General features: G+C 60.6%; 23 protein-coding genes. 9 read left to right on the forward strand and 14 right to left on the reverse strand.

All coding sequences use genetic code 11. From position 1 onward, the window contains the following. Positions 1–313: 313 nt before the first annotated feature. The 4 genes from ACM6IM_RS22965 to ACM6IM_RS22980 form a co-directional block, all read right to left on the reverse strand. Positions 314–1513: an MFS transporter gene (locus ACM6IM_RS22965; RefSeq protein ID WP_414866393.1), complete on the reverse strand. Its 1200-nt coding sequence runs from the start codon at positions 1511–1513 to the stop codon at positions 314–316. Beyond that, a complete protein-coding gene (locus ACM6IM_RS22970) occupies positions 1506–2480 on the reverse strand; it encodes a diiron oxygenase (RefSeq protein ID WP_414866394.1) in 975 nt (324 codons plus the stop codon). The genes ACM6IM_RS22965 and ACM6IM_RS22970 overlap by 8 nt, the downstream gene beginning before the upstream one ends. After that, positions 2477–3550, reverse strand: coding sequence for a SagB family peptide dehydrogenase (locus ACM6IM_RS22975; protein WP_414866395.1), 1074 nt, complete (start codon positions 3548–3550; stop codon positions 2477–2479). The genes ACM6IM_RS22970 and ACM6IM_RS22975 overlap by 4 nt, the downstream gene beginning before the upstream one ends. A 412-nt stretch (positions 3551–3962) precedes the next feature. After that, positions 3963–5159: a class I SAM-dependent rRNA methyltransferase gene (locus tag ACM6IM_RS22980; protein ID WP_201191618.1), complete on the reverse strand. Its 1197-nt coding sequence runs from the start codon at positions 5157–5159 to the stop codon at positions 3963–3965. Positions 5160–5366: 207 nt separating this feature from the next. Here ACM6IM_RS22980 and ACM6IM_RS22985 point away from each other — a divergent pair, with 207 nt between their 5' ends. From ACM6IM_RS22985 to ACM6IM_RS22995, 3 genes are read left to right on the forward strand one after another with little or no spacing between them, the layout of a single operon-like run. Continuing rightward, positions 5367–6182, forward strand: a complete 816-nt coding sequence (locus ACM6IM_RS22985) for an HDOD domain-containing protein (RefSeq protein WP_192307365.1) — start codon at positions 5367–5369, stop codon at positions 6180–6182. A gap of 30 nt (positions 6183–6212) precedes the next feature. After that, on the forward strand, positions 6213–7025 hold the full coding sequence (gene mutM, locus ACM6IM_RS22990) for a bifunctional DNA-formamidopyrimidine glycosylase/DNA-(apurinic or apyrimidinic site) lyase (RefSeq protein ID WP_192306876.1): 813 nt from the start codon (positions 6213–6215) through the stop codon (positions 7023–7025). 54 nt (positions 7026–7079) lie between these two features. Further along, a complete protein-coding gene (locus ACM6IM_RS22995; protein ID WP_192306874.1) occupies positions 7080–7403 on the forward strand; it encodes a multidrug transporter in 324 nt (107 codons plus the stop codon). Between the two features lie 128 nt (positions 7404–7531). Here the strand turns inward: ACM6IM_RS22995 and ACM6IM_RS23000 are convergent, their stop codons facing one another. From ACM6IM_RS23000 to ACM6IM_RS23020, 5 genes are all read right to left on the reverse strand, one after another. Further along, positions 7532–7783: a YfhL family 4Fe-4S dicluster ferredoxin gene (locus ACM6IM_RS23000; RefSeq protein WP_003195146.1), complete on the reverse strand. Its 252-nt coding sequence runs from the start codon at positions 7781–7783 to the stop codon at positions 7532–7534. Positions 7784–7883: 100 nt separating this feature from the next. After that, positions 7884–8363: a pantetheine-phosphate adenylyltransferase gene (gene coaD / locus ACM6IM_RS23005; protein WP_045059801.1), complete on the reverse strand. Its 480-nt coding sequence runs from the start codon at positions 8361–8363 to the stop codon at positions 7884–7886. Between the two features lie 115 nt (positions 8364–8478). Further along, complete coding sequence (locus ACM6IM_RS23010) at positions 8479–10074, reverse strand: GMC family oxidoreductase N-terminal domain-containing protein (RefSeq protein WP_414866396.1); 1596 nt, start codon at positions 10072–10074, stop codon at positions 8479–8481. Positions 10075–10217: 143 nt separating this feature from the next. Beyond that, positions 10218–10763: a twin-arginine translocation pathway signal protein gene (locus tag ACM6IM_RS23015; protein ID WP_414866397.1), complete on the reverse strand. Its 546-nt coding sequence runs from the start codon at positions 10761–10763 to the stop codon at positions 10218–10220. A 27-nt stretch (positions 10764–10790) separates the two neighbouring features. Then, positions 10791–12221, reverse strand: a complete 1431-nt coding sequence (locus ACM6IM_RS23020) for a coniferyl aldehyde dehydrogenase (protein ID WP_414866398.1) — start codon at positions 12219–12221, stop codon at positions 10791–10793. Between the two features lie 148 nt (positions 12222–12369). On the opposite strand from ACM6IM_RS23020, the gene ACM6IM_RS23025 reads away from it, so the two are divergent. Further along, complete coding sequence (locus ACM6IM_RS23025; RefSeq protein WP_201191932.1) at positions 12370–13041, forward strand: TetR/AcrR family transcriptional regulator; 672 nt, start codon at positions 12370–12372, stop codon at positions 13039–13041. Positions 13042–13085: 44 nt separating this feature from the next. Next, on the forward strand, positions 13086–13940 hold the full coding sequence (locus ACM6IM_RS23030) for a sulfurtransferase (protein ID WP_414866399.1): 855 nt from the start codon (positions 13086–13088) through the stop codon (positions 13938–13940). 111 nt (positions 13941–14051) lie between these two features. Here the strand turns inward: ACM6IM_RS23030 and ACM6IM_RS23035 are convergent, their stop codons facing one another. Genes ACM6IM_RS23035 through ACM6IM_RS23055 form a run of 5 tightly spaced genes read right to left on the reverse strand, consistent with a single transcriptional unit; the run spans position 14052 to position 19392 of the window. Continuing rightward, positions 14052–14888: an AraC family ligand binding domain-containing protein gene (locus ACM6IM_RS23035; RefSeq protein WP_414866400.1), complete on the reverse strand. Its 837-nt coding sequence runs from the start codon at positions 14886–14888 to the stop codon at positions 14052–14054. A gap of 1 nt (position 14889) precedes the next feature. Continuing rightward, positions 14890–15888: a hydrolase gene (locus ACM6IM_RS23040; protein ID WP_414866401.1), complete on the reverse strand. Its 999-nt coding sequence runs from the start codon at positions 15886–15888 to the stop codon at positions 14890–14892. Between the two features lie 54 nt (positions 15889–15942). After that, positions 15943–16554 (reverse strand): 16S rRNA (guanine(966)-N(2))-methyltransferase RsmD, encoded by a 612-nt coding sequence (rsmD, locus tag ACM6IM_RS23045; RefSeq protein WP_192306858.1) that lies wholly within the window; start codon positions 16552–16554, stop codon positions 15943–15945. Next, on the reverse strand, positions 16554–18044 hold the full coding sequence (locus tag ACM6IM_RS23050) for a M16 family metallopeptidase (protein WP_414866402.1): 1491 nt from the start codon (positions 18042–18044) through the stop codon (positions 16554–16556). The genes rsmD and ACM6IM_RS23050 overlap by 1 nt, the downstream gene beginning before the upstream one ends. Then, positions 18037–19392 (reverse strand): M16 family metallopeptidase, encoded by a 1356-nt coding sequence (locus ACM6IM_RS23055; RefSeq protein WP_414866403.1) that lies wholly within the window; start codon positions 19390–19392, stop codon positions 18037–18039. Before ACM6IM_RS23055 ends, ACM6IM_RS23050 begins: the two co-directional genes overlap by 8 nt. A 606-nt stretch (positions 19393–19998) precedes the next feature. Between ACM6IM_RS23055 and ftsY the strand changes: the two genes are divergently transcribed. From ftsY to rpoH, 4 genes are all read left to right on the forward strand, one after another. Then, positions 19999–21450 (forward strand): signal recognition particle-docking protein FtsY, encoded by a 1452-nt coding sequence (gene ftsY, locus ACM6IM_RS23060; protein WP_414866404.1) that lies wholly within the window; start codon positions 19999–20001, stop codon positions 21448–21450. Continuing rightward, positions 21447–22118 carry a cell division ATP-binding protein FtsE gene (ftsE, locus tag ACM6IM_RS23065; RefSeq protein WP_201191640.1) on the forward strand — a complete coding sequence of 224 codons (672 nt, stop codon included), beginning with the start codon at positions 21447–21449 and terminating at the stop codon, positions 22116–22118. The genes ftsY and ftsE overlap by 4 nt, the downstream gene beginning before the upstream one ends. After that, a complete protein-coding gene (gene ftsX, locus ACM6IM_RS23070) occupies positions 22115–23137 on the forward strand; it encodes a permease-like cell division protein FtsX (protein ID WP_192306849.1) in 1023 nt (340 codons plus the stop codon). Before ftsE ends, ftsX begins: the two co-directional genes overlap by 4 nt. Positions 23138–23249: 112 nt before the next feature. Further along, entirely contained in the window at positions 23250–24104 is an 855-nt protein-coding gene (gene rpoH, locus ACM6IM_RS23075) for an RNA polymerase sigma factor RpoH (RefSeq protein WP_192306847.1), read from the forward strand. The last annotated feature ends 204 nt before the right edge of the window (positions 24105–24308 follow it).

Raw genomic sequence — 24308 nt, forward strand, 5'->3', positions numbered from 1 at the left:
GCTAATCAGGTATCAAAAGGGAAGTGAGCTTCTATGGACGCCGGGAACACGCGGAAATGGCCGTGTGTCGGGACGCTGCCGATAACTTTGCGGGATCGCCGCGCGCTTCAGCTTGAGCTCATAAACCCGCCGGGGGATGAATGGCGATGAATGTTCGCGATTCTACACGGCTGGTGGCTGGAGGGAATGGGTGCGAGACGTCTGGCTGCCTCAAACCCTGTAGGCGCGAGCATGCTCCGGGCGGCGTTCCGACGATGGTCCCGGCTGGGTAACAGGCTTTCCCTTCATGATTGACGACCATCGGTAACCAAAATTACACCTCCCTCCTGTGGCTTCTGCATATCCAGTAATTGAGTCCCAATCCAGCGCCGCTTAACAACACGCAAGCCACCGCCAAGGCTATCTGCAAATTTGTCCCACTCAGATTTACCAAAGCGCTGATCGCCCCCCCACAGATAAATATCAGGGTATTGCCGGCAGATGCCGAGGTACCTGCACTGTCCGCAAATACGTCCATGGCTTTCGAGGTGGCGATCGGGCGGGCGATGGTGATTCCGGCCGTACAGATGATCATCGGAGTCAACACCGTCAGGACCGAAAGCTTACAAATAGCCGAGAACAGGAGTAGCGCCAAACCTGAAAACAGAATCATGCCCAGACCTGCGATGATCTGGGTATTGGCCGTGATACGACTGGCGAGTAAGCGCGCTGCGATACCCCCGAAAATGTAAGCGGCGCCATAAAGCAGGAGAGTCAGGGAATATTCGTACGTCGACATGTGCAATTGATCCATGAAGATCAACGGCGAAACGACAATGAATGAGAAGTGGCATGAGAAGGTGGCCGCAGCGATCAGCCAGTAGCTGTTGAAAACCGCATTGCCGTAGACCCTTCGGTATGACTGAAGAATGCCGGTGTGTGAGACCGTCTCAGAGCGTGGGCTTTCCTGCATGAACCATGTTTTCACAAACACAACGGTGCTCAAACAGATAAATACAAGAAAACTGCCGGGCCAGTCCGCCGCCTGCTGCAGCACACTGCCGAGCAATGGGGAAACCGTGATGAACACCCCGCTGGCAGTCACCAGCAGAATTCTTAGCTGTTCGCGTTCTTCGCCCTGAAACAGGTCCTGGATCAGCGCTTGCGACAACACGAAACATCCGCAGCCAATTGCCTGAATCACGCGAAATATCATGAATACCGTGAAGTCGTCGGTCAGCAGGCAACCGGTTGCCCCCCCAATCGAAGTCGCCATACCTGCCAACAGCAGACGCTTGCGCCCAAAAGTGTCCGAAAGCGGACCCACGAGCAGTTGAGACAACGAGATGCCAATCGCGAACAGGCTGACGGACAGTGCAATGTCGGCTGACGTTGTTTGTAAATGGTCAGCCAGAGCGGGAAAGGATGGCAATAACACATCAAGGGGAAAGACCCCGAGCAACACCATTGTCATCAACAGAATGACCGCAGCGCGTTTTTTATCTGACCGACCAACCCTCGTTCTTTCAGCCATCGATAAGCCCGGCTTCGGAAAAAAGCTTACGGTTGGCGGGCACGTCGAAGAAACCTGATTGGGTGAGTGCTGATAGCGTGGCACGTGCGCCGGAGCGGATTCGACAGAGCGATTTATTGGGGGCGGATAGGTCGCAGAGAATTTGCGTGATAGACATCTCAGCTAAACCTACGCTACGCAGGCTTGTACGAAGCCATCCGTCATCAACTTCAAAAAAAATCAATAGAATTTCTAAAAGCGAGTAGGCCGCGAAGGTGCGTTGGTCGAGTTGCAGATGCGACCACAAAAAATGAAAAACTTCGCAAAAGTAACGACTGTGTCGGGCTTCGTCATTGAGGTGATCCCTGAGCATGTTCTCGACGCTGCTCACCAATTCATTACGGCACACCTCCAGAAGCTCCTTGGCAATGATTGTTTCCGAGACGAATCCAACCAGAAACCACGCCAGATTTTTATGTTGCTCTGGAGTGCACTCGATCCAACGACTCAGGTCGGTTATTCGTCGTGGCATGACTGGCCGATCGGTCATGCCATAGAACTCAGCGATTTGTTCCGCAAGCTCGCTGGAAAACAGCGCGTGATAACCCTCATCCGTATAAAGCTGTAGTGCGGCTGTTTTCATTCCTGGCGGCATGAATATATTCAGTTCATTGTGGGCTATAACCTCCACGGATCGATTGACGATGCGATGCTCCAGAATCGTTGTGTAGTCGAGAAAATGAACCAAATGATTGGCAGACAAGCGGTGAATGATATAACTGTCATCACAGTTGATTGCAGGGTGATCCAGGTACGGTAGAAATTTTGCTGGAAACCAGCGTCGGTGTTCGAGTTGCTGTGTTAGGTCGGTGGGTAGAGAGTAGGTATATTGGCTAGCTCTTACCGAGGCTCTGATGTTCCAGTCGCGAAGGGCGTAGCGTTGCGCCTCTGACTGAGGTTCCGAGTTCGATTCAAACGGGTATTTCATTTGCTACCTCTTTCGCCCAGTAGCGCTTTCATCTCTGCACACATGACTTGCCCGTCGCTACGGCCGCAACCTACAAAGAACAACGGTTGTTCTGTTGATCCGTCAAGCTTCAGTAGAGTTTCAACACGATCATCGGTCAGCGCACCAGTGAGCCAAGTTTTCAAACCTAGCGAGGTGGCTACCAATTGAAATGTCTGGGAAATATGTCCCACTTCGATGTAGGCCATTCGGTAAGCTCGGGAGTGTCCGTATTTCCACCACAACTTATTGAATTGGCTAGTAATGAAAATGCCGCAGGGCAGGTTGTTTATGAAGTGTTGCCCGCATAGCAATTTCCCTAAAGGATCGTCCGGGAGAGGATTGACGAAACTAATTGCATTTAGCGCTGGATGATAGGCGTAAATGCCAGGGTTCAAGCCAGTCACTTTTTTTACATACAGAAAGCCTCCGCATGAATTCAATCCTCCACTAGAGGGGCTGGCTCTGCGTGCGTGGAGCCCTTCAGCAATACTTTCATCCCTATCGTCCTCACGCTCTCGTAGATAGCCAAGGCTCAGGTATAGGAGTGTGCTGACCGTCTCGATTGTTACGGCTTCGCCCGTGAAGACGCGGCAGGTTTTCCTGTTAATTAATGACGTCGTTAAAGTTGGTGTTGGATGAATGGGTGTTGGAAGATGAATAATTTCACAGTGTTCGTATTCACGATTAGCATTTGGCGGGATCGGTGAAGATAGCACGTCGGTACAATGTGACAGGTATTGTATAGCCCATTCATTGATGTTTTGAGGAATATTGTCGAATGGTATGTTTTTTGTGCCTATATGAAATATTTTTGACAAATCATCCCAGCCCCAATGCGGTGTTTGGTACGGCGTGCTTGTCAATATTCCAACTTTCAGAAGCTCGAGGTCTATCGTCTTTGAGTCGTCGAATAGCTTTGGTTCATGTATCAGCTCTATGAATCTGGTTGCGTACGTTTTGTTTAATTCAAACTGATTGTGGTTTTTATAGTCCCAAATAATAAGATTGGGCGCACGGGGAAGCATGAATAGATAGGGGTAGATATTCATGTGGGTAATCTCTGGATACTTGATCAAAAGACGCTGGGTAGCCGGCACTCCCCAGCGACTCATTCACTTAGCGAGTTTTTGGGGCAACCAAAAAAGCCAGGTTGGCGATGCAGTTTACTTCCAGAGAGATTGATTTCATTTTGAAGCTCCTTTTCATTGATGTCGGGCGTCACTAGTTGTGACGAATAAATCGTAGTTCCTGATTGATAATTTATCCATTAAATATCAAGTCGGATATTTCCAATTTTTTTGTGGGGCGCGTCTTACGGATTATTTTTATTTGTAGATTCGTATAGTCAATAAAAAGTCGTCGAGGAAACTTCCCACGACTCTTCAGGAGTTTGGTGTAGGTAAGCGGATTATTTGGTAATTCAAGAAATGGCGGGGAATGCCCCCGCCATTAGCGATAGGATTAGCTATTGGGCAACAACCGGCAAGTAATGCTCTTGATATAGCGCGTCTCGGCAATCGCCGGGTGTACCGGGTGGTCCGGGCCCTGGCCGCCGCGTTCGAGCATCTGGATGTTGCGGTCCAGGTGGCGGGCGCTGGTGAGCAGGATGTTCTGCAGGTCGTCTTCGGGCAGGTGCATCGAGCACGATGCGCTGACCAGGATGCCGTCCTTGGTCAGCAGGCGCATGGCTTGCTCGTTCAGGCGGCGGTAGGCGCCTTCGCCGTTTTTCATGTCTTTCTTGCGTTTGATGAACGCGGGCGGGTCGGCGACGATCACGTCGAAACGCTCTTCGCTGGCCTTCAGTTCCTTCAGGGCTTCGAAGACGTCGCCTTCGATGCAGGTCATTTTTTCGGCGAAGCCGTTGAGTGCGGCGTTGCGCTCGACGCCGTCGAGGGCGAAGGCCGAGGCGTCGACGCAGAACACTTCACTGGCGCCGAACGCTGCGGCCTGCACGCCCCAGCCGCCAATGTAGCTGTACAGGTCGAGTACGCGCTTGCCTTTGGCGTAAGGGGCGAGGCGGGCGCGGTTCATGCGGTGGTCGTAGAACCAGCCGGTTTTCTGGCCCTGGATGACCGGCGCTTCGAACTTGACGCCGTTCTCTTCCAGCGCCACCCACTCCGGCACCACGCCGAACACGGTGTCGACGTAGCGCTCCAGGCCTTCGGCATCACGGGCTGCCGAGTCGTTCTTGAACAGGATGCCGCTGGGCTTGAGCACCTGGGTCAGCGCCGCGATCACGTCATCCTTGTGCGCTTCCATGGTCGCCGAAGCGATCTGCACCACCAGGATGTCGCCGAAACGGTCGACCACCAGGCCGGGCAGCAGGTCCGAGTCGCCGTAGACCAGGCGATAGAACGGCTTGTCGAACAGGCGCTCGCGCAGGGACAGGGCCACGTTCAGGCGATGCACCAGCAGCGATTTGTCCAGCGGCAGCTTGATGTCGCGCGACAGCACGCGGGCGCAGATCAGGTTGTTCGGGCTCATGGCGACGATGCCCAGCGGCTTGCCGCCGGCGGCTTCGAGGATCGCCTGGTCGCCGGCCTTGAAACCGTGCAAAGGCGTTGCGGCTACATCGATTTCGTTGCTGTAGACCCACAGATGACCGTTTCGCAAGCGACGATCGGCGTTGGCTTTGAGGCGCAGGCTAGGCAGGGACATGTCGTCGCTCCGGAAAAAAGAGCGGGAGTATACCGTGTCGAGGCCCTTGCAGGTTCGGCGCTGGACATGTGGCGAGGGCATTGGTTTGAGATTTGATATGTCGGATCCAACATTTAGAAGCTAGAATCAGCGCCTGCCCAAGAGTGTGTACTTATGTCCCAAGAACTGACTTCCGAACAGATCCAACAGTCCCTGCAAGGCATCAGCGTGCCCGCCCAGCCGCAGATCATGGTGGATCTGCAGATGGAGCAGTACATGCCCGATCCGGACCTCGAGGTGATCGCCAAGCTGATTTCCCAGGACCCGGGGCTCTCCGGCTCCCTGCTGAAAATCGTCAACTCGCCGTATTACGGCCTGAGCAACAAGATCGCCTCGATCCAGCGTGCGGTGAACCTGCTGGGCAGCCGGTCGATCATCAACCTGATCAACGCGCAGTCGATCAAGGGTGAAATGAACGATGACACCATCGTCACCCTGAACCGTTTCTGGGACACCGCGCAGGACGTGGCGATGACCTGCCTGACCCTGGCCAAGCGCATTGGCGTCGAGGCCGGTGATGAAGCCTACGCGCTGGGCCTGTTCCACGACTGCGGCGTGCCGCTGATGCTGCAGCGCTTCCCGAACTACATGACGGTGCTGGAAGAAGCCTACGCCAGCGCGAGCGTCGAATGCCGGGTGGTGGACACCGAGAACCGGGTGTTCAACACCAACCACGCGGTGGTCGGTTACTACACGGCCAAATCCTGGCGCCTGCCGGAGCACGTGAGCACCGCGATCGCCAATCACCACAATGCGCTGGCGATCTTCCGCGATGAATCTTCACGCAACAGTCAGCTGAAAAACCTGCTGGCGATCCTGAAGATGGCCGAACACATTTGTGCGTCCTACCGGGTGCTGGGCAACCAGACCGAGGACCACGAATGGAACTGCATCGCGCCGTTGGTGCTCGATTACGTGGGGCTGTCGGACTACGACTTCGAAACCCTCAAACAAACGATTCGCGACCTGGGCACTCACCACTGAGTACCGTGGGGCGCCTGATCCGAGAGCACCATGCCTGAACTGCCGGAAGTCGAAACCACCCGTCGCGGGATCGCGCCCCACCTGGAGGGCCAACGCGTCAGCCGGGTGATCGTGCGTGACCGGCGCCTGCGCTGGCCGATCCCCGAAGACCTCGATGTGCGGCTATCCGGTCAGCGCATCGTGCTGGTCGAGCGGCGCGCCAAATACCTGTTGATCAATGCCGAAGTGGGCACGCTGATCAGCCATCTGGGCATGTCGGGCAATTTGCGCCTGGTGGAAATCGGAATGCCGGCCGCCAGGCACGAGCATGTGGATATCGAACTGGAGTCGGGCCTGGCCCTGCGCTACACGGACCCGCGCCGGTTTGGCGCAATGCTCTGGAGCCTGGATCCGCTCAACCACGAGTTGCTGATTCGCCTGGGGCCGGAGCCGCTGACCGACCTGTTCGACGGCGAGCGCCTGTTCCAGCAGTCCCGGGGGCGTTCGATGGCGGTCAAGCCGTTCATCATGGACAACGCGGTGGTGGTGGGCGTCGGCAATATCTACGCCACGGAAGCGTTGTTCGCGGCCGGTATCGACCCGCGGCGCGAGGCGAAAAGCATATCCCGGGCGCGTTACCTCAAGCTGGCCATCGAGATCAAACGCATTCTGGCGGCCGCCATCGAGCGGGGCGGCACCACGCTGCGCGATTTCATTGGCGGCGATGGCCAGCCCGGTTATTTCCAGCAGGAATTGTTCGTCTATGGCCGTGGTGGCGAGGCGTGCAAGGTCTGCGGGACGGCGTTGCGAGAGGTCAAGCTCGGGCAGCGCGCCAGCGTGTTTTGCCCGCGTTGCCAGAGCTGACACGTCCTACGGTCTATAGTCAGTGTTCCCACTGCCAAGTCGAAGGACCGTGCCATGAACCTGTTTCGAACCCTTGCCGTTGTTGTGCTGCTGAGCGTCGGTACGCCGGTGCTGGCGTCCAACACCGGCAGCGGCGACCCGCGCTATACCATTCAGAATCCCCCGGCGTACGCCATGCTCGGCGACCTGCTGATCGCCCGTCCCTTGCTGGTCGTGGCCACGGTGATCGGTGCGGGGGCGTTCGTGGTGTCCCTGCCGTTTACCGCGCTGGGCGGCAATGTTGGCGATGCGGGGCAGGCGCTGGTGGTCGATCCGGGCAAAGCGGCGTTCGTGCGGTGCCTGGGGTGTATCGGCGAGGGGTTTGAACAGCGGGAGTGAGGCAGGTGGATCTTCTGTGGGGCTGATGCCCATATCGCGAGCAGGGCTCGCTCCCACCTTGGCCTGCAAACACAGCTCATTGTGGGAGCGAGCCTGCTCGCGATGGCGTTTTCGAAGCCGCCGAAGAATCAAGCCTTTCCGGTAATCTTCCGGTACTTCTCCATCAACTGCTCTTCAGTTTCCGGATGCGCTTCGTCAAGCGGGATGCAGTCCACCGGGCAGACCTGCTGGCACTGGGGTTCGTCGTAGTGGCCGACACATTGAGTGCACAGGTTCGGGTCGATCACGTAGATCTCTTCGCCTTGGGAAATCGCAGCGTTCGGGCACTCGGGTTCGCAGACGTCGCAATTGATGCAATCGTCGGTGATGATCAGGGACATGCTAACTCCAGCCGGGGCGGACAACCCTGGCGCAATAAACCAATGGGCGTAATTGTGCCGCATTGGCGCTGCTGGAGCCAGCAGGCTGGCTCCAGCAGGGTTATTTCTTGAAGCGCTCGGTCAGGGCATCGGCCACGGCAGGGTGGACGAACTTGGTGATATCGCCGCCCAGGGCTGCGATTTCACGGACCAGCGTCGAGGAAATGAACGAATAACGTTCGGACGGGGTGAGAAACAGGCTTTCCACATCCGGCGCCAACTGACGGTTCATGTTGGCCAGCTGGAATTCGTATTCGAAGTCCGATACCGCGCGCAAGCCACGCAGGAACACATTGGCGTTCTTTTCTTTGGCGAAATGCGCGAGCAGTGTCGAAAAGCCGACCACTTCCACGTTCGGCAGATGTTTAGTGACCTCGCGGGCCAGCTCCACACGCTGTTCCAGGGGAAACAACGGGTTCTTCTTCGGGCTGGCGGCAACGGCGATGATCACATGATCGAACAGGCGCGAGGCACGCTCGACCAGATCGCCATGGCCCTTGGTAATAGGGTCGAAGGTACCTGGGTACAACACTCGGTTCATCGCGTCGTCCTGGCGGGAGTCCGTTGGGGAGTCGGATGGTATCGCAGCCGTCCCGGTCGGCCAAGTCGCCTGATCGGTAAGAAAGCACTATAGACCATCGCAATAATCACTCTTTTCAGGGCGTTTTCAAACGTTCGGCAAGGTCCGTCGCCAGTTGCGCGGTCAGTCCGTAGACCGATAATTGCGGGTTTGCGCCAATGCTGGTGGGGAACAGCGAGCCATCGTGAACGGACAGGTTACGCAGTTGATGATGCCGGCCAAGGCTGTCGGTGACCGCCTTTTTCGGGTCTTCGCCCATGGCGCAACCGCCCATCACATGGGCGCTGCCCAGGCGTGTGCGATACAACTCCAGGCTCAGGCCGTCGATCAGCGTGCGGGCTTCGGCCAGGGTGTTCACATAGCGGGCATCGGCGTGCATCGGCATCACGGCCCGGGCGCCACCGGCGAACTGGATCTGCGCCATGCTGTGGAAGGCCCGGCGCACCCCGTCCCAGGCGTAGGGCGATACCTGATAGTCGAGCACGGGCGTGTTGTCGCTGCGCAGCTCGACGCTGCCGCCGGGGCTGTCCGGGTGAAAACCGTCGCGCAGCAACGCCAGCATGGCGTGGGTATGGGGCAGTTGTTCCATGCGTTGCGCATTGTCCTGGCCGAAGCCGCCGAGCAGGGTGGCGGCCAGGGCCGGATGCAGGGGCGGCACCTCGAGTTTGTAGGCCATCCTGCCGGTGGTGCCGTCCCGCCATTGGAAATGGTCGGAGTAGATTGACTGTGGCGCGCCGTAGAACGGGTTGATCACCTCGTCGAACAACCCGGCGGACATGTTCACCAGGTGCAGGAACGTGCGTTTGCCCAGCCGCTTGTGCGGGTCTGGCGCGTCGGACCGCAACAGCAGCGCAGGGCTGTTGATCCCGCCTCCGGCCAGCACGTAATGCCTGGCCTTGACCGTGATGGTCGTGCCCGTGGGCGCCACGCTGCGCTCGTCCATCGCCACGCATTGCAGGCCGGTGACCTGATCGTCCTTGATCAGCAGTTTTTCAGCGCGGGCCAGGTAGAGCAGTTCGCCACCCTTGTCCAGGGTCGCCGGAATTGTCGTCACGAGCATCGACTGCTTGGCATTGACTGCGCAGCCCATGCCGCAATAACCAAGGTTCCAGCAGCCGCGCACATTGCGCGGGATGACGTGCCAGGCGTACCCCAGTTGCTCGCAGCCCTTGCGGATCACGTCGTTGTTGGCGTTGGGCGGAACCAGCCAGGGTGCGACCCCGAGGCGTTGCTCCATGGCCTCGAACCAGGGCGCCATGTCGGCCGGGCTGTGGCCCCGGACGTCGTGTTCCCGGGCCCAGTGTTCGAGTGTCGGGTCCGGGGTGCGAAAGCTCGACGTCCAGTTGATCAGGGTCGAGCCGCCCACCGCACGGCCTTGCAGGATGGTGATGGCGCCATCCTTGCTCATGCGGCCGATGCCTTCCTGATAGAGGCTGGTGTAGGCCTGATCTTCGAGCAACTTGAAATCGCTGCTGGTCTTGAGCGGGCCTTCTTCGATCAGCAACACCTTGTAGCCGGCGGCGCTGAGTATCTCCGCCGTGGTGCCGCCGCCCGCACCGCTGCCGATGATGGCCACGTCGGCCTCCAGGTGCAGGTCTTCGCTCAGTTGCGCGCCGTTGTGGGTTTTCCAGCCACGGGCCATGCCTTCGCGGAACGGATCGGGTATGGGCATCTTGGGTTCTCTTGTTTTTATGGTTAAGAGCTGTGTCGTTCCTGGAGTCGCTATCGCGAGCAGGCTCGCTCCCACAAGGGTCTGAGCCGGCCTTGCAACCCCTGTGGGGGCGAGCCTGCTCGCGATGGAGTCGACTCGGTCGATCAAACCACCGGCGGCCCGGGATACCCGCAATGCGCCCACGACTCCCGACGGCTGTACCACGCCATCATCACCATCTGCTGCAATGAGCTGTGCCCCATGCGCAACAGGCTCAACGAGCTGTTTTCCCAGCGCCGGAGAAAGAGCCGCATCTGCTCGGGGCTGGCGTTTTCCCAACTGCCCCAGATGCCGGTCAAGGGCCCGCGGGTCACGGCCATGGCCAGCACATCGAACAATTGACGGGTCAGCTTGAGCATTTCCGGCGACAGGTGGGCCAGGCCGTTATCCAGGGTTTTCAGGGTGCCTTCGAGTGCTTGCGGCATTTGCTCGGCGGCCACGCCACCTTCGAGCATTACCGGGATCAGCGCCCGCAGGAACAACAGGTCGGCGCTGCGCAATACCGCAAAACCGTTGGCCGGGAGGCCCGATGAACAGCCGCTCAGGCTCGCGCCCAGCCCGGCCGTGGCCAGGAACGCCGTGGCCCCGACACTCAATTGCAGCAGGCCGCGCCGTGACAGCGCGGGTGAATCGGACAGGCCGGGGTTCATTGTTGTTGTTACCCGAGCAGTGAATCGTTAGCGGATGAACAGCTTCTGGATCAGTTTCTGAATGGATGTGCCGTAGGGCGGGTAAACCAGTTTCGCGGCGTTGAAGCGCTGCTTGGTCAGCACGCCCTTGGCCTTGCTGAAGGTCAGGAAGCCTTCGTGGCCGTGGTAATGGCCCATGCCCGAGGCGCCGATGCCCCCGAAGGGCATGTCGTCCTGGGCGACGTGCAGCAAGGTGTCGTTCAGGCACACCCCACCGGAGTGGGTCTCATGCAGCACGCGGGTTTGTTCGCGCTTGTCGTAGCCGAAGTAGTACAGCGCCAGCGGGCGCGGTCGCTGGTTGATGTAGGCAAACGCCTGATCAAGATCGGTGTACGGCACGATCGGCAACAACGGTCCGAAGATCTCGTCCTGCATTACCACCATCTCGTCGCTGACGTTGAGCAGCAGGCTGTGGTTCATGCGGCGTTGCTGGCCCTGATCGAACAGCGGAATCAGCAGCGCGCCTTTGCTGGTGGCGTCGCTGATGTAGCCGCTGAGCCGAGCCAGCTGTCGTTCGTTGATGATTGCGGTGTAGTCCGGGTTATCTGCAAGGGTCGGATAAAACCCGCGAACCGCCTGGCGATAGGCTTCGACGAAAGCGCCCACGCGGTCCTCCGGCACCAGTACGTAGTCCGGGGCTACGCAGGTTTGCCCGGCGTTGAGGGTCTTGCCGAAGGCGATGCGTTCGGCGGCGTCCTTGAGTGGCACATCGCGGGAGACGATGGCCGGGGACTTGCCACCCAATTCCAGCGTGACCGGTGTCAGGTTCTCGGCGGCGGCGCGCATCACGTGCTTGCCGATGCTGGTGGCTCCGGTGAACAGCAGGTGATCGAAGCGCAGGCGGGAGAACGCGACGCCGATGTCGGCTTCACCCAGCACCACGCCCACCAGGTCTTCGGGAAAGATCCGCCCCAGCAACTCCTTGAGCAGCAGGCCGGTGGCGGGGGTCGATTCGCTGAGTTTGAGCATCACCCGGTTGCCCGCCGCCAGTGCCCCGACCAAAGGGCCGATGGCCAGGTACAGAGGGTAATTCCACGGCACGATCACCCCGACCACGCCCAGCGGTTGATAAACCACCTTGGCCGAGGCCGGCTGGAATGCCAGGCCGACCTTGCGCCGGGACGGCTTCATCCAGCCATTGAGGTGCCGACTGGCGTAGTGAATGCCGTGCAGGCTGGGCATCAATTCGGCGAGCAGGGTTTCGTCGGCGCTGCGGTGGCTGAAGTCCTGGCTGATTGCATCGATCAGCGCCTGACGTTCGGCACTCAGCAGCTCTCGCAAGGCTTTGAGCCATTGCTGGCGCTGCGCGGCGGGCGGCATCGGGTTGGCGCCATAGGCGGCGCGCTGGGCGTCGAACAGGCTTTGGAGTGCGTCCAGAGGCTGCTGCAGAGTCTGCAGGTAGGCAATGTCAGCCGTCATGGTCATCTCCGTGGTTTTGTCGTGGTGAAGATCTTTTTAGAGTCTATGCTCTATAAAGTCAAATGACATCCCGACGCGGCTTTGTTTTATCCCCTTGCGGATAGATCGTAAGATGCCCGTCAACGCACCCTGGATTAAAGCTCAAGTCATGGCCCCACGGATCAAAACCAGCGAGCGCATCGTGCAGAACAGCCTGGAGCTGTTCAATCAGCAGGGCGAGCGCAGCATCAGCACCAACCACATTGCTGCCCATATGGAAATTTCCCCGGGCAACCTCTACTACCACTTCCCCAACAAGCAGGCGATCATCGCCGTGTTGTTCAGTGAGTACGAAAGCCTGGTGGACAGCTTCCTGCGCCCGCCCCAGGGGCGCGCTGCCACGGTCGAGGACAAGCGCTACTACCTCAAGGAATTGCTGGCGGCCATGTGGCGCTACCGCTTTCTGCACCGCGACCTCGAGCACCTGCTCGACAGCGACCCGGAACTGGCAACGCGCTACCGGCGTTTCTCCCAGCGCTGCGTGATCCAGGGCACGGCGATCTACAAGGGGTTTGTCGAGGCCGGCATCCTGAAGATGGACCGCGTACAGATCGAATCCCTGACGATCAATGCCTGGATCATCCTGACGTCCTGGGTTCGCTTTCTGTGCACCACGCGGGAGAACTCCAATCACCTGAGCGAACAGGCAATCAAGCGCGGGGTTTACCAGGTGCTGGTGCTGGAGGCCGGGTTTGTCACGGACCAGTCCCGCGATGCGGTCAACGCCCTGTTCGAAGAATTTTATGTACCGCTCGCCCAGGCGCTGGAGGAAGTGGGATAGGTAACTGGGGTAGGATTCGGTAACGCCCACCACAGGAGCCTGTTATGCCCATTGCGCAATTGATCAGCCCGCAAGCGTTGGACCTGAAGAAGGAGCAGCCGGGGCGGGTGATCCTTGATTGTCGTTTTGCCCTCGAAGATCCGGACTACGGTCAGCGCAGCTATGCCGAAGGGCACATCGCCGGATCGAGCTTTGCCGATCTCGAACGTGACTTGAGCGGGCCTGTGACCAAAGGCGTGACCGGGCGGCACCCGTTGCCGGATCCTGGCGCGTTGATCGAGCGTTTGCAGGCCTGGGGCATCAATGCCGACAGCGAAGTGATTCTGTATGACGACGGCCCCGGTGCCTTTGCGGCGCGGGCCTGGTGGTTGCTGGCCTGGCTGGGCAAGCGTGAGGGTGTGTTCATTCTCGATGGCGGGCTCAAGGCCTGGCATGCGGCGGGCCTGCCCCTGAGCCTGGATGCGCCGCAGATTCAGCGCGGCACCTTCAGCGGGACGCCGGACAAGGCACTGCTGCTCAGCGCCGACCAGCTTCAGCAGCGCCTCGGCCAACCGGCCCTGACCCTGCTCGATGCCCGGGCCTTGCCGCGTTTCAAGGGTGAAGTCGAGCCCATCGACCCGATTGCCGGGCACATCCCCGGTGCGCAATGCGCAGCGTTCACTGACAACCTGGGCAGCGACGGGCGTTTCCTGCCGGCCGATCAGCTCAAGCAACGGTTTGCGGCGAAGCTGGGCAGCCGTTCTCCGAGCGATCTGGTGGCGTATTGCGGCTCCGGTGTGACGGCGTGTCATAACCTGTTCGCCCTGTGCCTGGCCGGTTATCCATTGGGGGCGTTGTATGCCGGGTCCTGGAGCGAGTGGATCAATGATCCGGCGCGGGGTGTGGCGACGGGTGAGTAAAAAACTGTGGGAGCGGGCTTGCTCGCGAAGCGGTGTGACACCGGACACAACGGTCGACTGACACACCGCTTTCGCGAGCAAGCCCGCTCCCACAGGAGGGATCCTGCGATTTCAGAAACCCGGAAACTGCCGCGCCTTGCGATACGCTCCCGGCCCGACCCCGTAAACCTGCTTGAACTGCCGACTCAAATGGCTCTGGTCGGCGAAGCCCAACTGCATGGCCACTTCCAGCGGCAGGCAGCCTCCCTGCAATAACGTCCGCGCCCGGGCGATGCGCTGCTGCATCAGCCAGGTGTGCGGCGGGATGCCGGTGGCGTGGCGGAATACTCGGGCAAAGTGAAACGGTGACAGGTTCACCGCTGCCGCGAGCTCTTCGAGGGATGGCGGCGCTGCCAGTTGCGCCTGCAGCAACTCCTTGGCCCGGCTCACAGCCCGGTGTTCCTTGCCGGGTTTTCCTGGGGCCGCAACAGCCGCGTGGCGTTGCAGCAACGAGAGCATCAGTTCCCGCCAGGCGGTTTGCTGTTGCAGCGCGCTGGCCGGACTTTCGAGCAGGCGATGCAACTGGCAGAACCCCTTGACCAGGTCCGGATCGCGATAGAGCGTGGCGCCAAACGCCGGCAAGCTGTGGGTGGGCAGTTCAAGTTCATTCAGCAGCGCGAGGATCTGCCCGCTGTCGGGATAAAACGCCCGATACAACCAACCGTCTTCCGTGCCCTTGTGCCCGGTGTGCACTTCATCGGGGTTGATCAGCACCAGCGTGCCGCTGCCCGCCAGGTGCTCGGCACCGCGATAGCGATAGCGCTGGGCGCCGGCCATGATCATGCCGATCACGAAACCGTCGTGCACATGAGGGGCAAAGCGGTGCTCGATGTAACGCGCGGACAACAGCTCGACCCCCGCCAGCGGCGCGGTTTGCCAGAAACGGATCGATTCACCCCCGGTGTTCATGTCACGCATGCCCCTGTGCGGCCAGCCACTGCGGGATGCGTCGTTCCAGGTAGTAACCCGGGTGGCGGAACGAGCCATCGACGAAGCCGACATGCCCGCCTTTGGCATGCAGCTCGAACTGCGTGCAGGCGGACAGCTCCTCGGCCTGGGGCAGACTGTGGGGGAACACGAACGGGTCGTCGGCGGCCTGGATGATCAGCGTCGGCGTGCGAATCTCGCTGAGGAAATAACGGCTCGAGGCGCGGCGGTAGTAGTCCTGCGCGTCGGTGAAGCCGTGCAGCGGCGCGGTGATCCGGCCATCGAAATCCCAGAATGTGCGCATGTTTTCCAGCGAGCCCAGCGCGGCCAGTTTCGCCAGGCCATCCTCGCGCCCGTCATGCTGGAACTGGCGTTGCTTGTTCTTGATGTAGGCGACCATCTCGCGCATGAAGTGCGCCTGATAGACCCTGGAGAAACCCTGGCCGATACGATCTGCGCATTGATCGAGGCGAAACGGCACCGACACTGCCACGGCGCCGAGCACACCACTGTCGCTGCCGGCCTCGCCCAGGTGCTTGAGCAGGACATTGCCGCCCAACGAATAGCCGACCGCGTAGAGCGGCGCCAGGGGCCGCCTGGCCCGCAGGTGCCTGATGGCTTCGGCCAGGTCTTCGCTGGCGCCGGAGTGATAGCTGCGCGGCAACAGATTCGGCTCGCCCGAACAACCGCGCCAGTTCAGCGCTACGCTGGCCCAGCCCTGGGCACACAGCGCTTTTTGCAGGCCGGCCACGTAGGGTGAATTGGACGAGCCGGTCAGGCCGTGCAACAGCAGCACCAGTGGGGTATCGGCGTTGTGCGGGCCGTGCCAGTCCAGGTCAAGGAAGTCGCCATCCTCGAGCCAAAAGCGTTCGCGCTCGCGTTCGATGTGCGTGGTTTTGCGCCAGAGCGGCCCCCACAAGGTCTGCAAGTGCGGGTTGCCAAGGCCGAAGGCGGGGCTGAAGCGTTCTGACGGAAGGGACACGATTGCTCTCGATGCAGCGGTGCGCAACCTGTGCGCACCTTTCAGGCCGGTCGGTTAACCAGCGATCTCTGCCATACGTTGCCACAACGAGTAGTACACGCGCCCGGATTTCTGCTCGCGGTGCAGGCGCCAGTTACCCGGCAGACCGAGCGTCGAGGGGGCGCTTTCACTTTCGGTGTAGATCCAGGCGTCGGCCGCCAGCCATTGGCGCTCTTCAAGCAGCGTGCACACGGCCGGCAACAGGTTCTGGTTGAACGGCGGGTCGAGGAACACCAGGTCGTACGCGCTGGCGGGCTGGGTTTCCAGATAACGCAGGGCGTCGGCGGTCTGCACCTGGCCGTTGGTGCAGCGCAGTGTGCCCAGGTGTTCCTTCAGGCTGGACACCGCCACATGGCTGGCGTCCAGCGCCTGGCCCGTGGCCGCGCCGCGGGACAGGGCTTCGAGAAACAGCGCACCGCTGCCGGCGAACGGATCGAGCACCCTGGCCCCGGGCACGTAGGGTGCGAGCCAGTTGAACAGGGTTTCACGTACCCGGTCCGGGGTAGGGCGCAACCCCGGCGCATCGGGAAAGCTTAGTTTGCGGCTGCGCCATTCGCCGCCGATGATGCGCAGCTGGTTCACACCGTTGTGCACGTTTTGCGCAGGTTTTTTAGGACGGGTAGCCATTAATGCTCCGGAACCCCGAGCGGTTGCTCGGCAGGTTTGTCAGTGGGGGCCGGCAACGGCTTTTGCGGCACGGTCGGGCCAGCGGTGACGATGACCATCTTGTCCGTGCTCAGGTGTTTGTTCAGTGCGTTTTTGACTTGCTCGACCGTCAGGCTCTGGGATTGCTGCATGAAGTCTTCCAGGTAGCTCAGCGGCAGATTATAGAAGCCCATGGCGCCGAGTTGGCCGACGATGTCCGCGTTGCTGGCGGTGGACAGCGGAAAACTGCCGGCCAGTTCGCGCTTGGCGTCTTCGAGTTCCTTCTCGGTCGGGCCGGTCTTGAGGTAGTCGGCCAGCACGTCTTGCACCAGCTTGAGTGTGCCTTCGCTCATCTCGGCGCGGGTCTGCAGGTTGATCATGAACGGGCCGCGCGCCTGCATCGGGGTGAATCCCGAGTACACACCATAGGTCAGGCCGCGTTTCTCGCGCACCTCGCTCATCAGGCGGGTGCCGAAACCACCGCCGCCGAGGATCTGGTTGCCCAGGGACAGGGCGGCGTAATCCGGATCGTCCCGGTCGATGCCCAGTTGCGCGAGCATCAGGTTGGTCTGCTTGGACGGGAACTCGATGTGGCCGATGCTGGCCTTGGGGTCAACCGGCTGCGCCAGTTTTGCCAGCGCCGGGCCTTTTGGCAGGGCGCTGGACACCTGGGCGGCAATCGCCTCGGCTTCGGCACGCGACAGGTCGCCCACCAGCGCAATCACCACGTTGCCCGCCGCGTAGGCTTTCTCATGGAAGGCCTTGAGTTGCGCCAGGGTAATCGCCGGAATGGTTTTCGCCGTGCCATCGCTGGCATGGGCGTAAGGGTGGTCGCCGTACAGGCGATTCATCAACTCGATACTGGCCAGTTTGCCGGGGTTCTGTTTCTGGTACTCGAAGCCGGCCAGCATCTGGTTCTTGATGCGGTCGAACGAGTCGGCGGGGAAGGTCGGCTTGCCGACGACCTCGGCGAACAGTTTCAGTGCGGGCTCGCGTTTGTCCACAGCACTGAGGCTGCGCAGGGAGGCCAGCGCCATGTCCTTGAACGCGCCGTTGCCGAAGTCGGCCCCCAGGCCTTCAAAGCCTTCGGCGATGGCGCTCACGTCCTTGCCGGCAACGCCTTCGTTGAGCATCGCGTTGGTCAGCGTCGCCAGGCCCGCCGCTTCGCCGTCCTGACTGCTGCCGGCGGCGAAGATCAGGCGCATGTCGAACATGGGCAGCTCGCGAGCCTCGACGAACAGCACTTTGGCGCCTTCGGCGGTCCTCCAGTTCTGAACGTTCAGGGTGCGCCGACTGGGCGCCTTGCCGTCGAGCTCGGCCAGCGATTGCAGCTTCTGGCTGGACTTGGCCTTGTCCAGCGCTTCGCTGGCGATGGATTCATCAGTCTTCGAGAAATAGAAGGCAGCCGACCCGATCAGGGCGACAGCGATCAGGCCCAGCAGGGCCAAACGTGGTTTTTTATGCTCACTCATGAGTCGTCTCCAGTGGCAGGACATGGGCGACGCTCAGACGTTCGCGGGTGAAGTACAGCTTGGCGGCGTTCTGGATGTCTTGCGGCGTGACCGCTTCCAGTTCGGCCAGTTCGGTGTCCATCAGTTTCCAGGACAGGCCGACGGTTTCCAGTTGCCCGATGGCGGTGGCCTGGCTGGTGATCGAGTCACGCTCGTAGACCAGGCCGGCAATGACCTGTGCTCGTACCCGTTCCAGCTCGTCGGCGGACGGTGCAGTGGTCTTCAACTGCTCGAGCAGTTTCCACAGGCCGGCTTCGGCCTGGGCGATGGTTTTGTTTTTCTGCGTGTTGGGGGTGGCGGACAGGGTGAACAGGCTGTCGCCCCGGGTGTAGGCGTCGTAACTCGACGAGCCGCCGGACACCAGTTCTTCACCGCGTTCCAGTTGGGTCGGGATGCGACCGCTGTAGCCGCCGTCGAGCAGGGCCGAGATCAGGCGCAGGGCGTTGACCGAACGCTTGTCTTCGGCCGTGGCGATGCTCGGTACGTTGAAGCCCAGCATCAGGCTCGGCAATTGCGTCTGCACGTGCAGGGTGATCTGCCGCTCGCCGGGTTCGGCCAGTTCCAGCGGGATCTTCGCCGGTGGCACGTCGCGTTTGGCAATCGGGCCGAAGTAGCGCTGGGCCAGGGTCTTGACTTCATCCGGGGTGACGTCGCCGACCACCACCAGCGTGGCGTTGTTCGGCACGTACCAGGACTGGTACCAATGGCGCAGTTCTTCGACTTTCATGCGGTCCAGGTCGGCCATCCAGCCAATGGTCGGCGTGTGGTAGCCGCTGGCCGGGTAGGCCATGGCCTTGAAGCGTTCATAGGCCTTGGACATCGGCTTGTCGTCCGTGCGCAGGCGACGCTCTTCCTTGATGACTTCGATTTCACGGGCGAACTCGTCGGCCGGCAGGCGCAGGCTGGCCATGCGGTCGGCTTCCAATTCGAAGGCGACGCCCAGGCGGTCGCGGGCCAGCACCTGGTAGTAAGCGGTGAAGTCGTCGCTGGTAAAGGCGTTCTCCTCGGCGCCGAGGTCGCGCAGGATCAGCGACGCCTCGCCGGGGCCGACCTTCTCGCTGCCCTTGAACATCATATGCTCCAGGGCGTGGGACAGACCGGTCTGGCCCGGCGTCTCGTAGCTTGAGCCGACCTTGTACCAGACTTGGGAAACCACCACCGGCGCGCGATGGTCTTCGCGCACGACAACCTTCAGACCGTTGTCGAGGGTGAACTCATGGGTCGGTTGCGGATCGGCAGCGAGGGCTGAAAATGGCAGGCAAACTGTGCTGAACAGCAGGCCTGCAGCGCGGCGGGCAAGAGCATTCATTCGTTTTTTAACCTTTGGGGCTGCCCGCTAGGTCTTAGCGTCGGCGGGCGAGAGGTAGGGTGTGTCATCAATCATTACCAGTACCGCGCCGGGTCTGATAGTGCGCAGGGCAAGGCGCGAGGAGTGTGGTTTGGTCATTCCAAATAAACTCCGAGCAACGCAGCCCTGCGCACTATCAGGCCCGGCCCTCCGGGTGGTCGTCTGAAAGCGGGCCATACTGCGTTGCAGGCCTTGGCAAGGGAAGCACATTCCCTGCGGCCTGCGCCTTGTCTGGCCCGCTTTCAGACGGCCACGCGGTACTGGTAATGATTGATGACACACCCTAGGATACTGATCCGTTTTAGTGGCGGCCACGCCTATCAGGCCATTACGTTTGATCAGGTTGAAAGGGTTTGCGGCATTCGGCGCTGGTTTGTCGACTAAACTCTGCGTTTTCGCCGATTTTGCTGCGTCAGTCCTTCGTAAAGTCGTTTTTGTAAGGCGCTGTTTGCGCCTGTGCAAAGGTTGCGCGTGAACAAGCTGGGTCAATTGCAGTCTGTTCTGCATCGAATATTTATTTACCGGGGCGCCCTTTGGCGCGTCGCTACCGTGAGATAGCCGTCCTCCATGTTTGGTTCCAACGACGACAAGAAAGCCCCAGCTGCGGCTGGCGAGAAGAAAAGCCTGTTCGGATGGCTGCGCAAAAAGCCGCAGGAAACCGTCGTCGAACAGCCCCAGCCACTCCCTGAGCCTGCACCTGCGCCCGTCGCTGAAGAGCCGGCGCCGATCCTCCTGGAGACGGCCGAACCGGTGCTGCAGCCGGTCGTCGAAACCGAGGCGGTCGTTGAACAACCCCTGACCCCGGCCGCCGAGCCGTGGCTGCAATTGCCGGTGGCCGAAGAGCCGGTCGCGCTGGTCGAGGACGATCTGGCCCCGCACGTCGTGCCGCCGATCCCGGCACCCGGCGAGTTTTCTCCCGAGCCTGTCGAAGTGCCTTCATTGGCGGTGGCCGAGCCGGTTCCGGTGGTTGATCACGCTGTGGTTGCAGCTCCGGTCGTTGCTGAGCCTCTGCCGATCCCTGCGCCTGTCGCTGCCGCGCCTGCGCCCGTCGAAGCGGCCGTCGAGCCGGCGCCCACGGCGGAAACCAAGGCCGGTTTCTTCGCCCGCCTCAAGCAGGGCCTGTCCAAGACCAGCGCCAGTATCGGCGAAGGCATGGCCAGCCTGTTCCTCGGCAGGAAGACCATCGATGACGAACTGCTCGACGACATCGAAACCCGCCTGCTGACCGCCGATGTCGGGGTCGAGGCCACTTCGGTGATCATTCAGCGCCTGACGCAAAAGGTCGCGCGCAAGGAGCTGGCGGATGCCGATGCGCTCTACAAATCCCTGCAGGCCGAGTTGGCCGCCATGCTCAAGCCGGTCGAGCAGCCACTGAAAATTGCTTCGCAGAACAAACCGTTCGTCATTCTGGTGGTCGGCGTCAACGGCGCGGGCAAGACCACCACCATCGGCAAGCTGGCGAAGAAGCTGCAACTGGAAGGCAAGAAAGTCATGCTCGCCGCTGGCGACACCTTCCGCGCCGCCGCCGTCGAGCAGTTGCAGGTCTGGGGCGAGCGCAACAAGATCCCGGTGATCGCCCAGCACACGGGCGCCGACTCGGCCTCGGTGATTTTCGACGCCGTGCAGGCCGCCAAGGCCCGCGGTATTGACGTGCTGATCGCCGATACCGCCGGGCGCCTGCACACCAAAGACAACCTGATGGAAGAATTGAAAAAGGTGCGCCGGGTCATCGGCAAGCTCGATGCCGACGCGCCGCACGAAGTGTTGCTGGTGCTCGACGCCGGCACCGGTCAGAACGCCATCAACCAGGCCAAGCAATTCAACCAGACCGTCGAACTGACCGGCCTGGCGCTGACCAAGCTCGACGGTACCGCCAAGGGTGGGGTGATTTTCGCCCTGGCCAAGCAGTTTGGCTTGCCGATCCGCTACATTGGCGTCGGTGAAGGCATCGACGACTTGCGCACCTTTGAAGCCGAACCCTTTGTCCAGGCATTGTTTGCCGAGCGGGAGCGTTCATGATTCGTTTCGAACAGGTCGGTAAACGCTACCCGAACGGTCACGTCGGCTTGCATGAGCTGAGCTTTCGAGTCCGTCGCGGCGAATTCCTGTTTGTGACCGGCCACTCCGGCGCCGGCAAAAGCACCTTGTTGCGCCTGTTGCTGGCGATGGAGCGCCCGACCACCGGTAAATTGCTGCTGGCAGGCCAGGACCTCGGCACCATCAGCAATGCGCAGATTCCGTTCCTGCGCCGTCAGATCGGCGTGGTGTTCCAGAATCACCAACTGCTGTTCGATCGTACGGTGTTCAACAACGTCGCGCTGCCGTTGCAGATTCTCGGCCTGTCCAAGGTCGAGATCGCCAAGCGCGTGGATTCGGCCCTGGAGCGCGTGGCGCTGTCGGATAAATCCGAGCTGTATCCCGGCGACTTGTCCACCGGTCAGCAACAGCGCGTCGGCATTGCCCGGGCCATCGTTCATCGTCCGGCCCTGCTGCTGGCGGATGAACCGACCGGTAACCTCGATCCGCGCCTGGCGGCCGAAATCATGGGCGTGTTCGAAGACATCAACCGTCTGGGCACCAGCGTGCTGATCGCCAGTCACGACCTGGCGCTGATCGCCCGCATGCGTCATCGCATGTTGACCCTGCAACGCGGCCGATTGATCGGCGACGGGGAGGCCGGCGTATGAGTGCGACACGTAGCCCCAAGGTTTCCGAACGCGTGGCGCCGAAGGCCGCCGATCCGCAGCCGCAGAAGAAAAAGCGCGACGACGATGACGGTCCGGATTTCGCCACTTTGTTCCACGCCTGGATCGAAAGCCATCGCGCCAGCCTGCTGGACAGCCTGCGGCGCCTGGGCAAGCAACCCATTGGCAGTTTCTTCACCTGCATGGTGATGGCGGTGGCCCTGAGCCTGCCCATGGGTTTGTCACTTTTGCTGAGTAACGTCGAACGCCTGGGTGGTTCCTGGCAGCGTGCGGCGCAGATTTCCCTGTACCTGCAACTCGAGGCCAGCCCGGCCGAAGGCGAATCGCTGCGTGACCAGATCAAGCGCATCCCGGGCGTCGCCGATGCCGAGTACGTGGGGCGCGACCAGGCGCTTGAGGAATTCCAGCAGCAGTCCGGGCTGGGCGATGCGTTGAAGGAACTGCCGGAAAACCCGCTGCCGGGCGTGGTGCTGGTGACCCCGAATGAGGTCGACAAGCCCGCGCTTGAAGCATTACGACAACAACTTTCCGAATTGCCCAAGGTACAACAGGCGCAACTTGATCTAGTCTGGGTCGAGCGTCTGGCAGCCATCCTCAAGCTGGGTGACCGTTTTGTCTTCGGTCTGACCGTCCTTCTGGTTTCTGCATTACTTTTGGTGATAGGCAATACCATTCGTCTTCATATTGAAAACCGCCGCACAGAGATAGAAGTGATTAAACTCGTCGGCGGCACTGACAGTTATGTGCGCAGGCCCTTCCTTTATATGGGCGCGTTGTATGGCTTCGGTGCGGGGATACTGTCCTGGGGTGTATTGGCGTTTGGCCTGGACTGGCTGAACGATGCGGTGGTCGGGCTGGCCGGCTTGTACGGCAGCGATTTTGCGCTGGCCGGTGTGCCGGTAGCCGACGGTCTGTCGCTCTTGCTTGGCGCGGTGCTGTTGGGGTATATCGGTGCATGGATTGCAGTCGCACGCCACCTGAGGGAGCTTGCGCCTAAGTAGTATCATTTTGCTCGTATTGACCTTTCAGCGTTTTTGGGAACTTGTCTTTCGGTTTCCGGTCAATTTTCGCAGTGCTGAACTGCACGAGTTTGTAAGTGGGAGGTTTTGTCGTATGACCAATTCTTTGCAACCTGCGTATGCGCTGGTCCCGGGTGCGAACCTGGAAGCCTATGTGCACACCGTCAACAGCATTCCTTTGCTGACGCCGGAGCAGGAGCGTGAACTGGCCGAGAGTCTCTACTATGAGCAGGATCTGGGGGCGGCTCGGCAGATGGTGCTCGCCCACCTGCGTTTTGTCGTACATATCGCCCGTAGCTACTCCGGCTACGGCCTGGCTCAGGCTGACCTGATCCAGGAAGGCAACGTCGGCCTGATGAAGGCCGTGAAGCGCTTCAACCCGGAAATGGGTGTGCGTCTGGTTTCGTTCGCCGTGCACTGGATCAAGGCGGAAATCCACGAGTTCATCCTGCGCAACTGGCGCATCGTGAAAGTCGCGACCACCAAGGCCCAGCGCAAGCTGTTCTTCAACCTGCGTAGCCAGAAGAAACGCCTGGCGTGGCTGAACAACGAGGAAGTCCACCGCGTGGCGGAAAGCCTCGGCGTGGAGCCGCGGGAAGTGCGCGAGATGGAAAGTCGCCTGACCGGCCAGGACATGGCCTTCGACCCGGCCGCCGAAGCGGACGACGACAGTGCTTTCCAATCGCCGGCCAACTACCTGGAAGACCACCGGTATGACCCGGCACGTCAACTGGAAGACGCCGACTGGAGCGACAACTCCAATCACAACCTGCACGAAGCGCTGGAAGTGCTGGACGACCGCAGCCGTGACATCCTCTACCAGCGCTGGCTGGCAGAAGATAAAGCCACGCTGCACGACCTGGCGCAGAAGTACAACGTGTCGGCCGAGCGTATTCGTCAGCTCGAGAAGAGTGCGATGAACAAGCTCAAGTTGTCGATCGCTGCCTGACCTGCGCACCGGCAATAAAAAACGCCCCGATCATTGATCGGGGCGTTTTTGTTTGGGCTCGATTGTTGGAACGACTCGTACCCTGTGGGAGCGGGCTTGCCCGCGATGGCGGAGGGTCAGAAAACCACCCGTTGGCTGACACACCGCTTTCGCGGGCAAGCCCGCTCCCACAGGGTTTTGCGGAGTGTGATGGAACTCACTCGC

Source organism: Pseudomonas sp. IT-P12 (genome assembly GCF_949767465.1).
Classification (GTDB): Bacteria; Pseudomonadota; Gammaproteobacteria; order Pseudomonadales; family Pseudomonadaceae; genus Aquipseudomonas.

Coding starts and splice junctions, on each gene's coding strand:
- ACM6IM_RS22965 (WP_414866393.1), bottom strand. CDS start 1,513: ATGGCTGAAAGAACGAGGGTTGGTCGGTCAGATAAAAAACGCGCTGCG.
- ACM6IM_RS22970 (WP_414866394.1), bottom strand. CDS start 2,480: ATGAAATACCCGTTTGAATCGAACTCGGAACCTCAGTCAGAGGCGCAA.
- ACM6IM_RS22975 (WP_414866395.1), bottom strand. CDS start 3,550: ATGAATATCTACCCCTATCTATTCATGCTTCCCCGTGCGCCCAATCTT.
- ACM6IM_RS22980 (WP_201191618.1), bottom strand. CDS start 5,159: ATGTCCCTGCCTAGCCTGCGCCTCAAAGCCAACGCCGATCGTCGCTTG.
- mutM (WP_192306876.1), top strand. CDS start 6,213: ATGCCTGAACTGCCGGAAGTCGAAACCACCCGTCGCGGGATCGCGCCC.
- ACM6IM_RS22995 (WP_192306874.1), top strand. CDS start 7,080: ATGAACCTGTTTCGAACCCTTGCCGTTGTTGTGCTGCTGAGCGTCGGT.
- ACM6IM_RS23000 (WP_003195146.1), bottom strand. CDS start 7,783: ATGTCCCTGATCATCACCGACGATTGCATCAATTGCGACGTCTGCGAA.
- coaD (WP_045059801.1), bottom strand. CDS start 8,363: ATGAACCGAGTGTTGTACCCAGGTACCTTCGACCCTATTACCAAGGGC.
- ACM6IM_RS23010 (WP_414866396.1), bottom strand. CDS start 10,074: ATGCCCATACCCGATCCGTTCCGCGAAGGCATGGCCCGTGGCTGGAAA.
- ACM6IM_RS23015 (WP_414866397.1), bottom strand. CDS start 10,763: ATGAACCCCGGCCTGTCCGATTCACCCGCGCTGTCACGGCGCGGCCTG.
- ACM6IM_RS23020 (WP_414866398.1), bottom strand. CDS start 12,221: ATGACGGCTGACATTGCCTACCTGCAGACTCTGCAGCAGCCTCTGGAC.
- ACM6IM_RS23025 (WP_201191932.1), top strand. CDS start 12,370: ATGGCCCCACGGATCAAAACCAGCGAGCGCATCGTGCAGAACAGCCTG.
- ACM6IM_RS23030 (WP_414866399.1), top strand. CDS start 13,086: ATGCCCATTGCGCAATTGATCAGCCCGCAAGCGTTGGACCTGAAGAAG.
- ACM6IM_RS23035 (WP_414866400.1), bottom strand. CDS start 14,888: ATGAACACCGGGGGTGAATCGATCCGTTTCTGGCAAACCGCGCCGCTG.
- rsmD (WP_192306858.1), bottom strand. CDS start 16,554: ATGGCTACCCGTCCTAAAAAACCTGCGCAAAACGTGCACAACGGTGTG.
- ACM6IM_RS23050 (WP_414866402.1), bottom strand. CDS start 18,044: ATGAGTGAGCATAAAAAACCACGTTTGGCCCTGCTGGGCCTGATCGCT.
- ACM6IM_RS23055 (WP_414866403.1), bottom strand. CDS start 19,392: ATGAATGCTCTTGCCCGCCGCGCTGCAGGCCTGCTGTTCAGCACAGTT.
- ftsY (WP_414866404.1), top strand. CDS start 19,999: ATGTTTGGTTCCAACGACGACAAGAAAGCCCCAGCTGCGGCTGGCGAG.
- ftsE (WP_201191640.1), top strand. CDS start 21,447: ATGATTCGTTTCGAACAGGTCGGTAAACGCTACCCGAACGGTCACGTC.
- ftsX (WP_192306849.1), top strand. CDS start 22,115: ATGAGTGCGACACGTAGCCCCAAGGTTTCCGAACGCGTGGCGCCGAAG.
- rpoH (WP_192306847.1), top strand. CDS start 23,250: ATGACCAATTCTTTGCAACCTGCGTATGCGCTGGTCCCGGGTGCGAAC.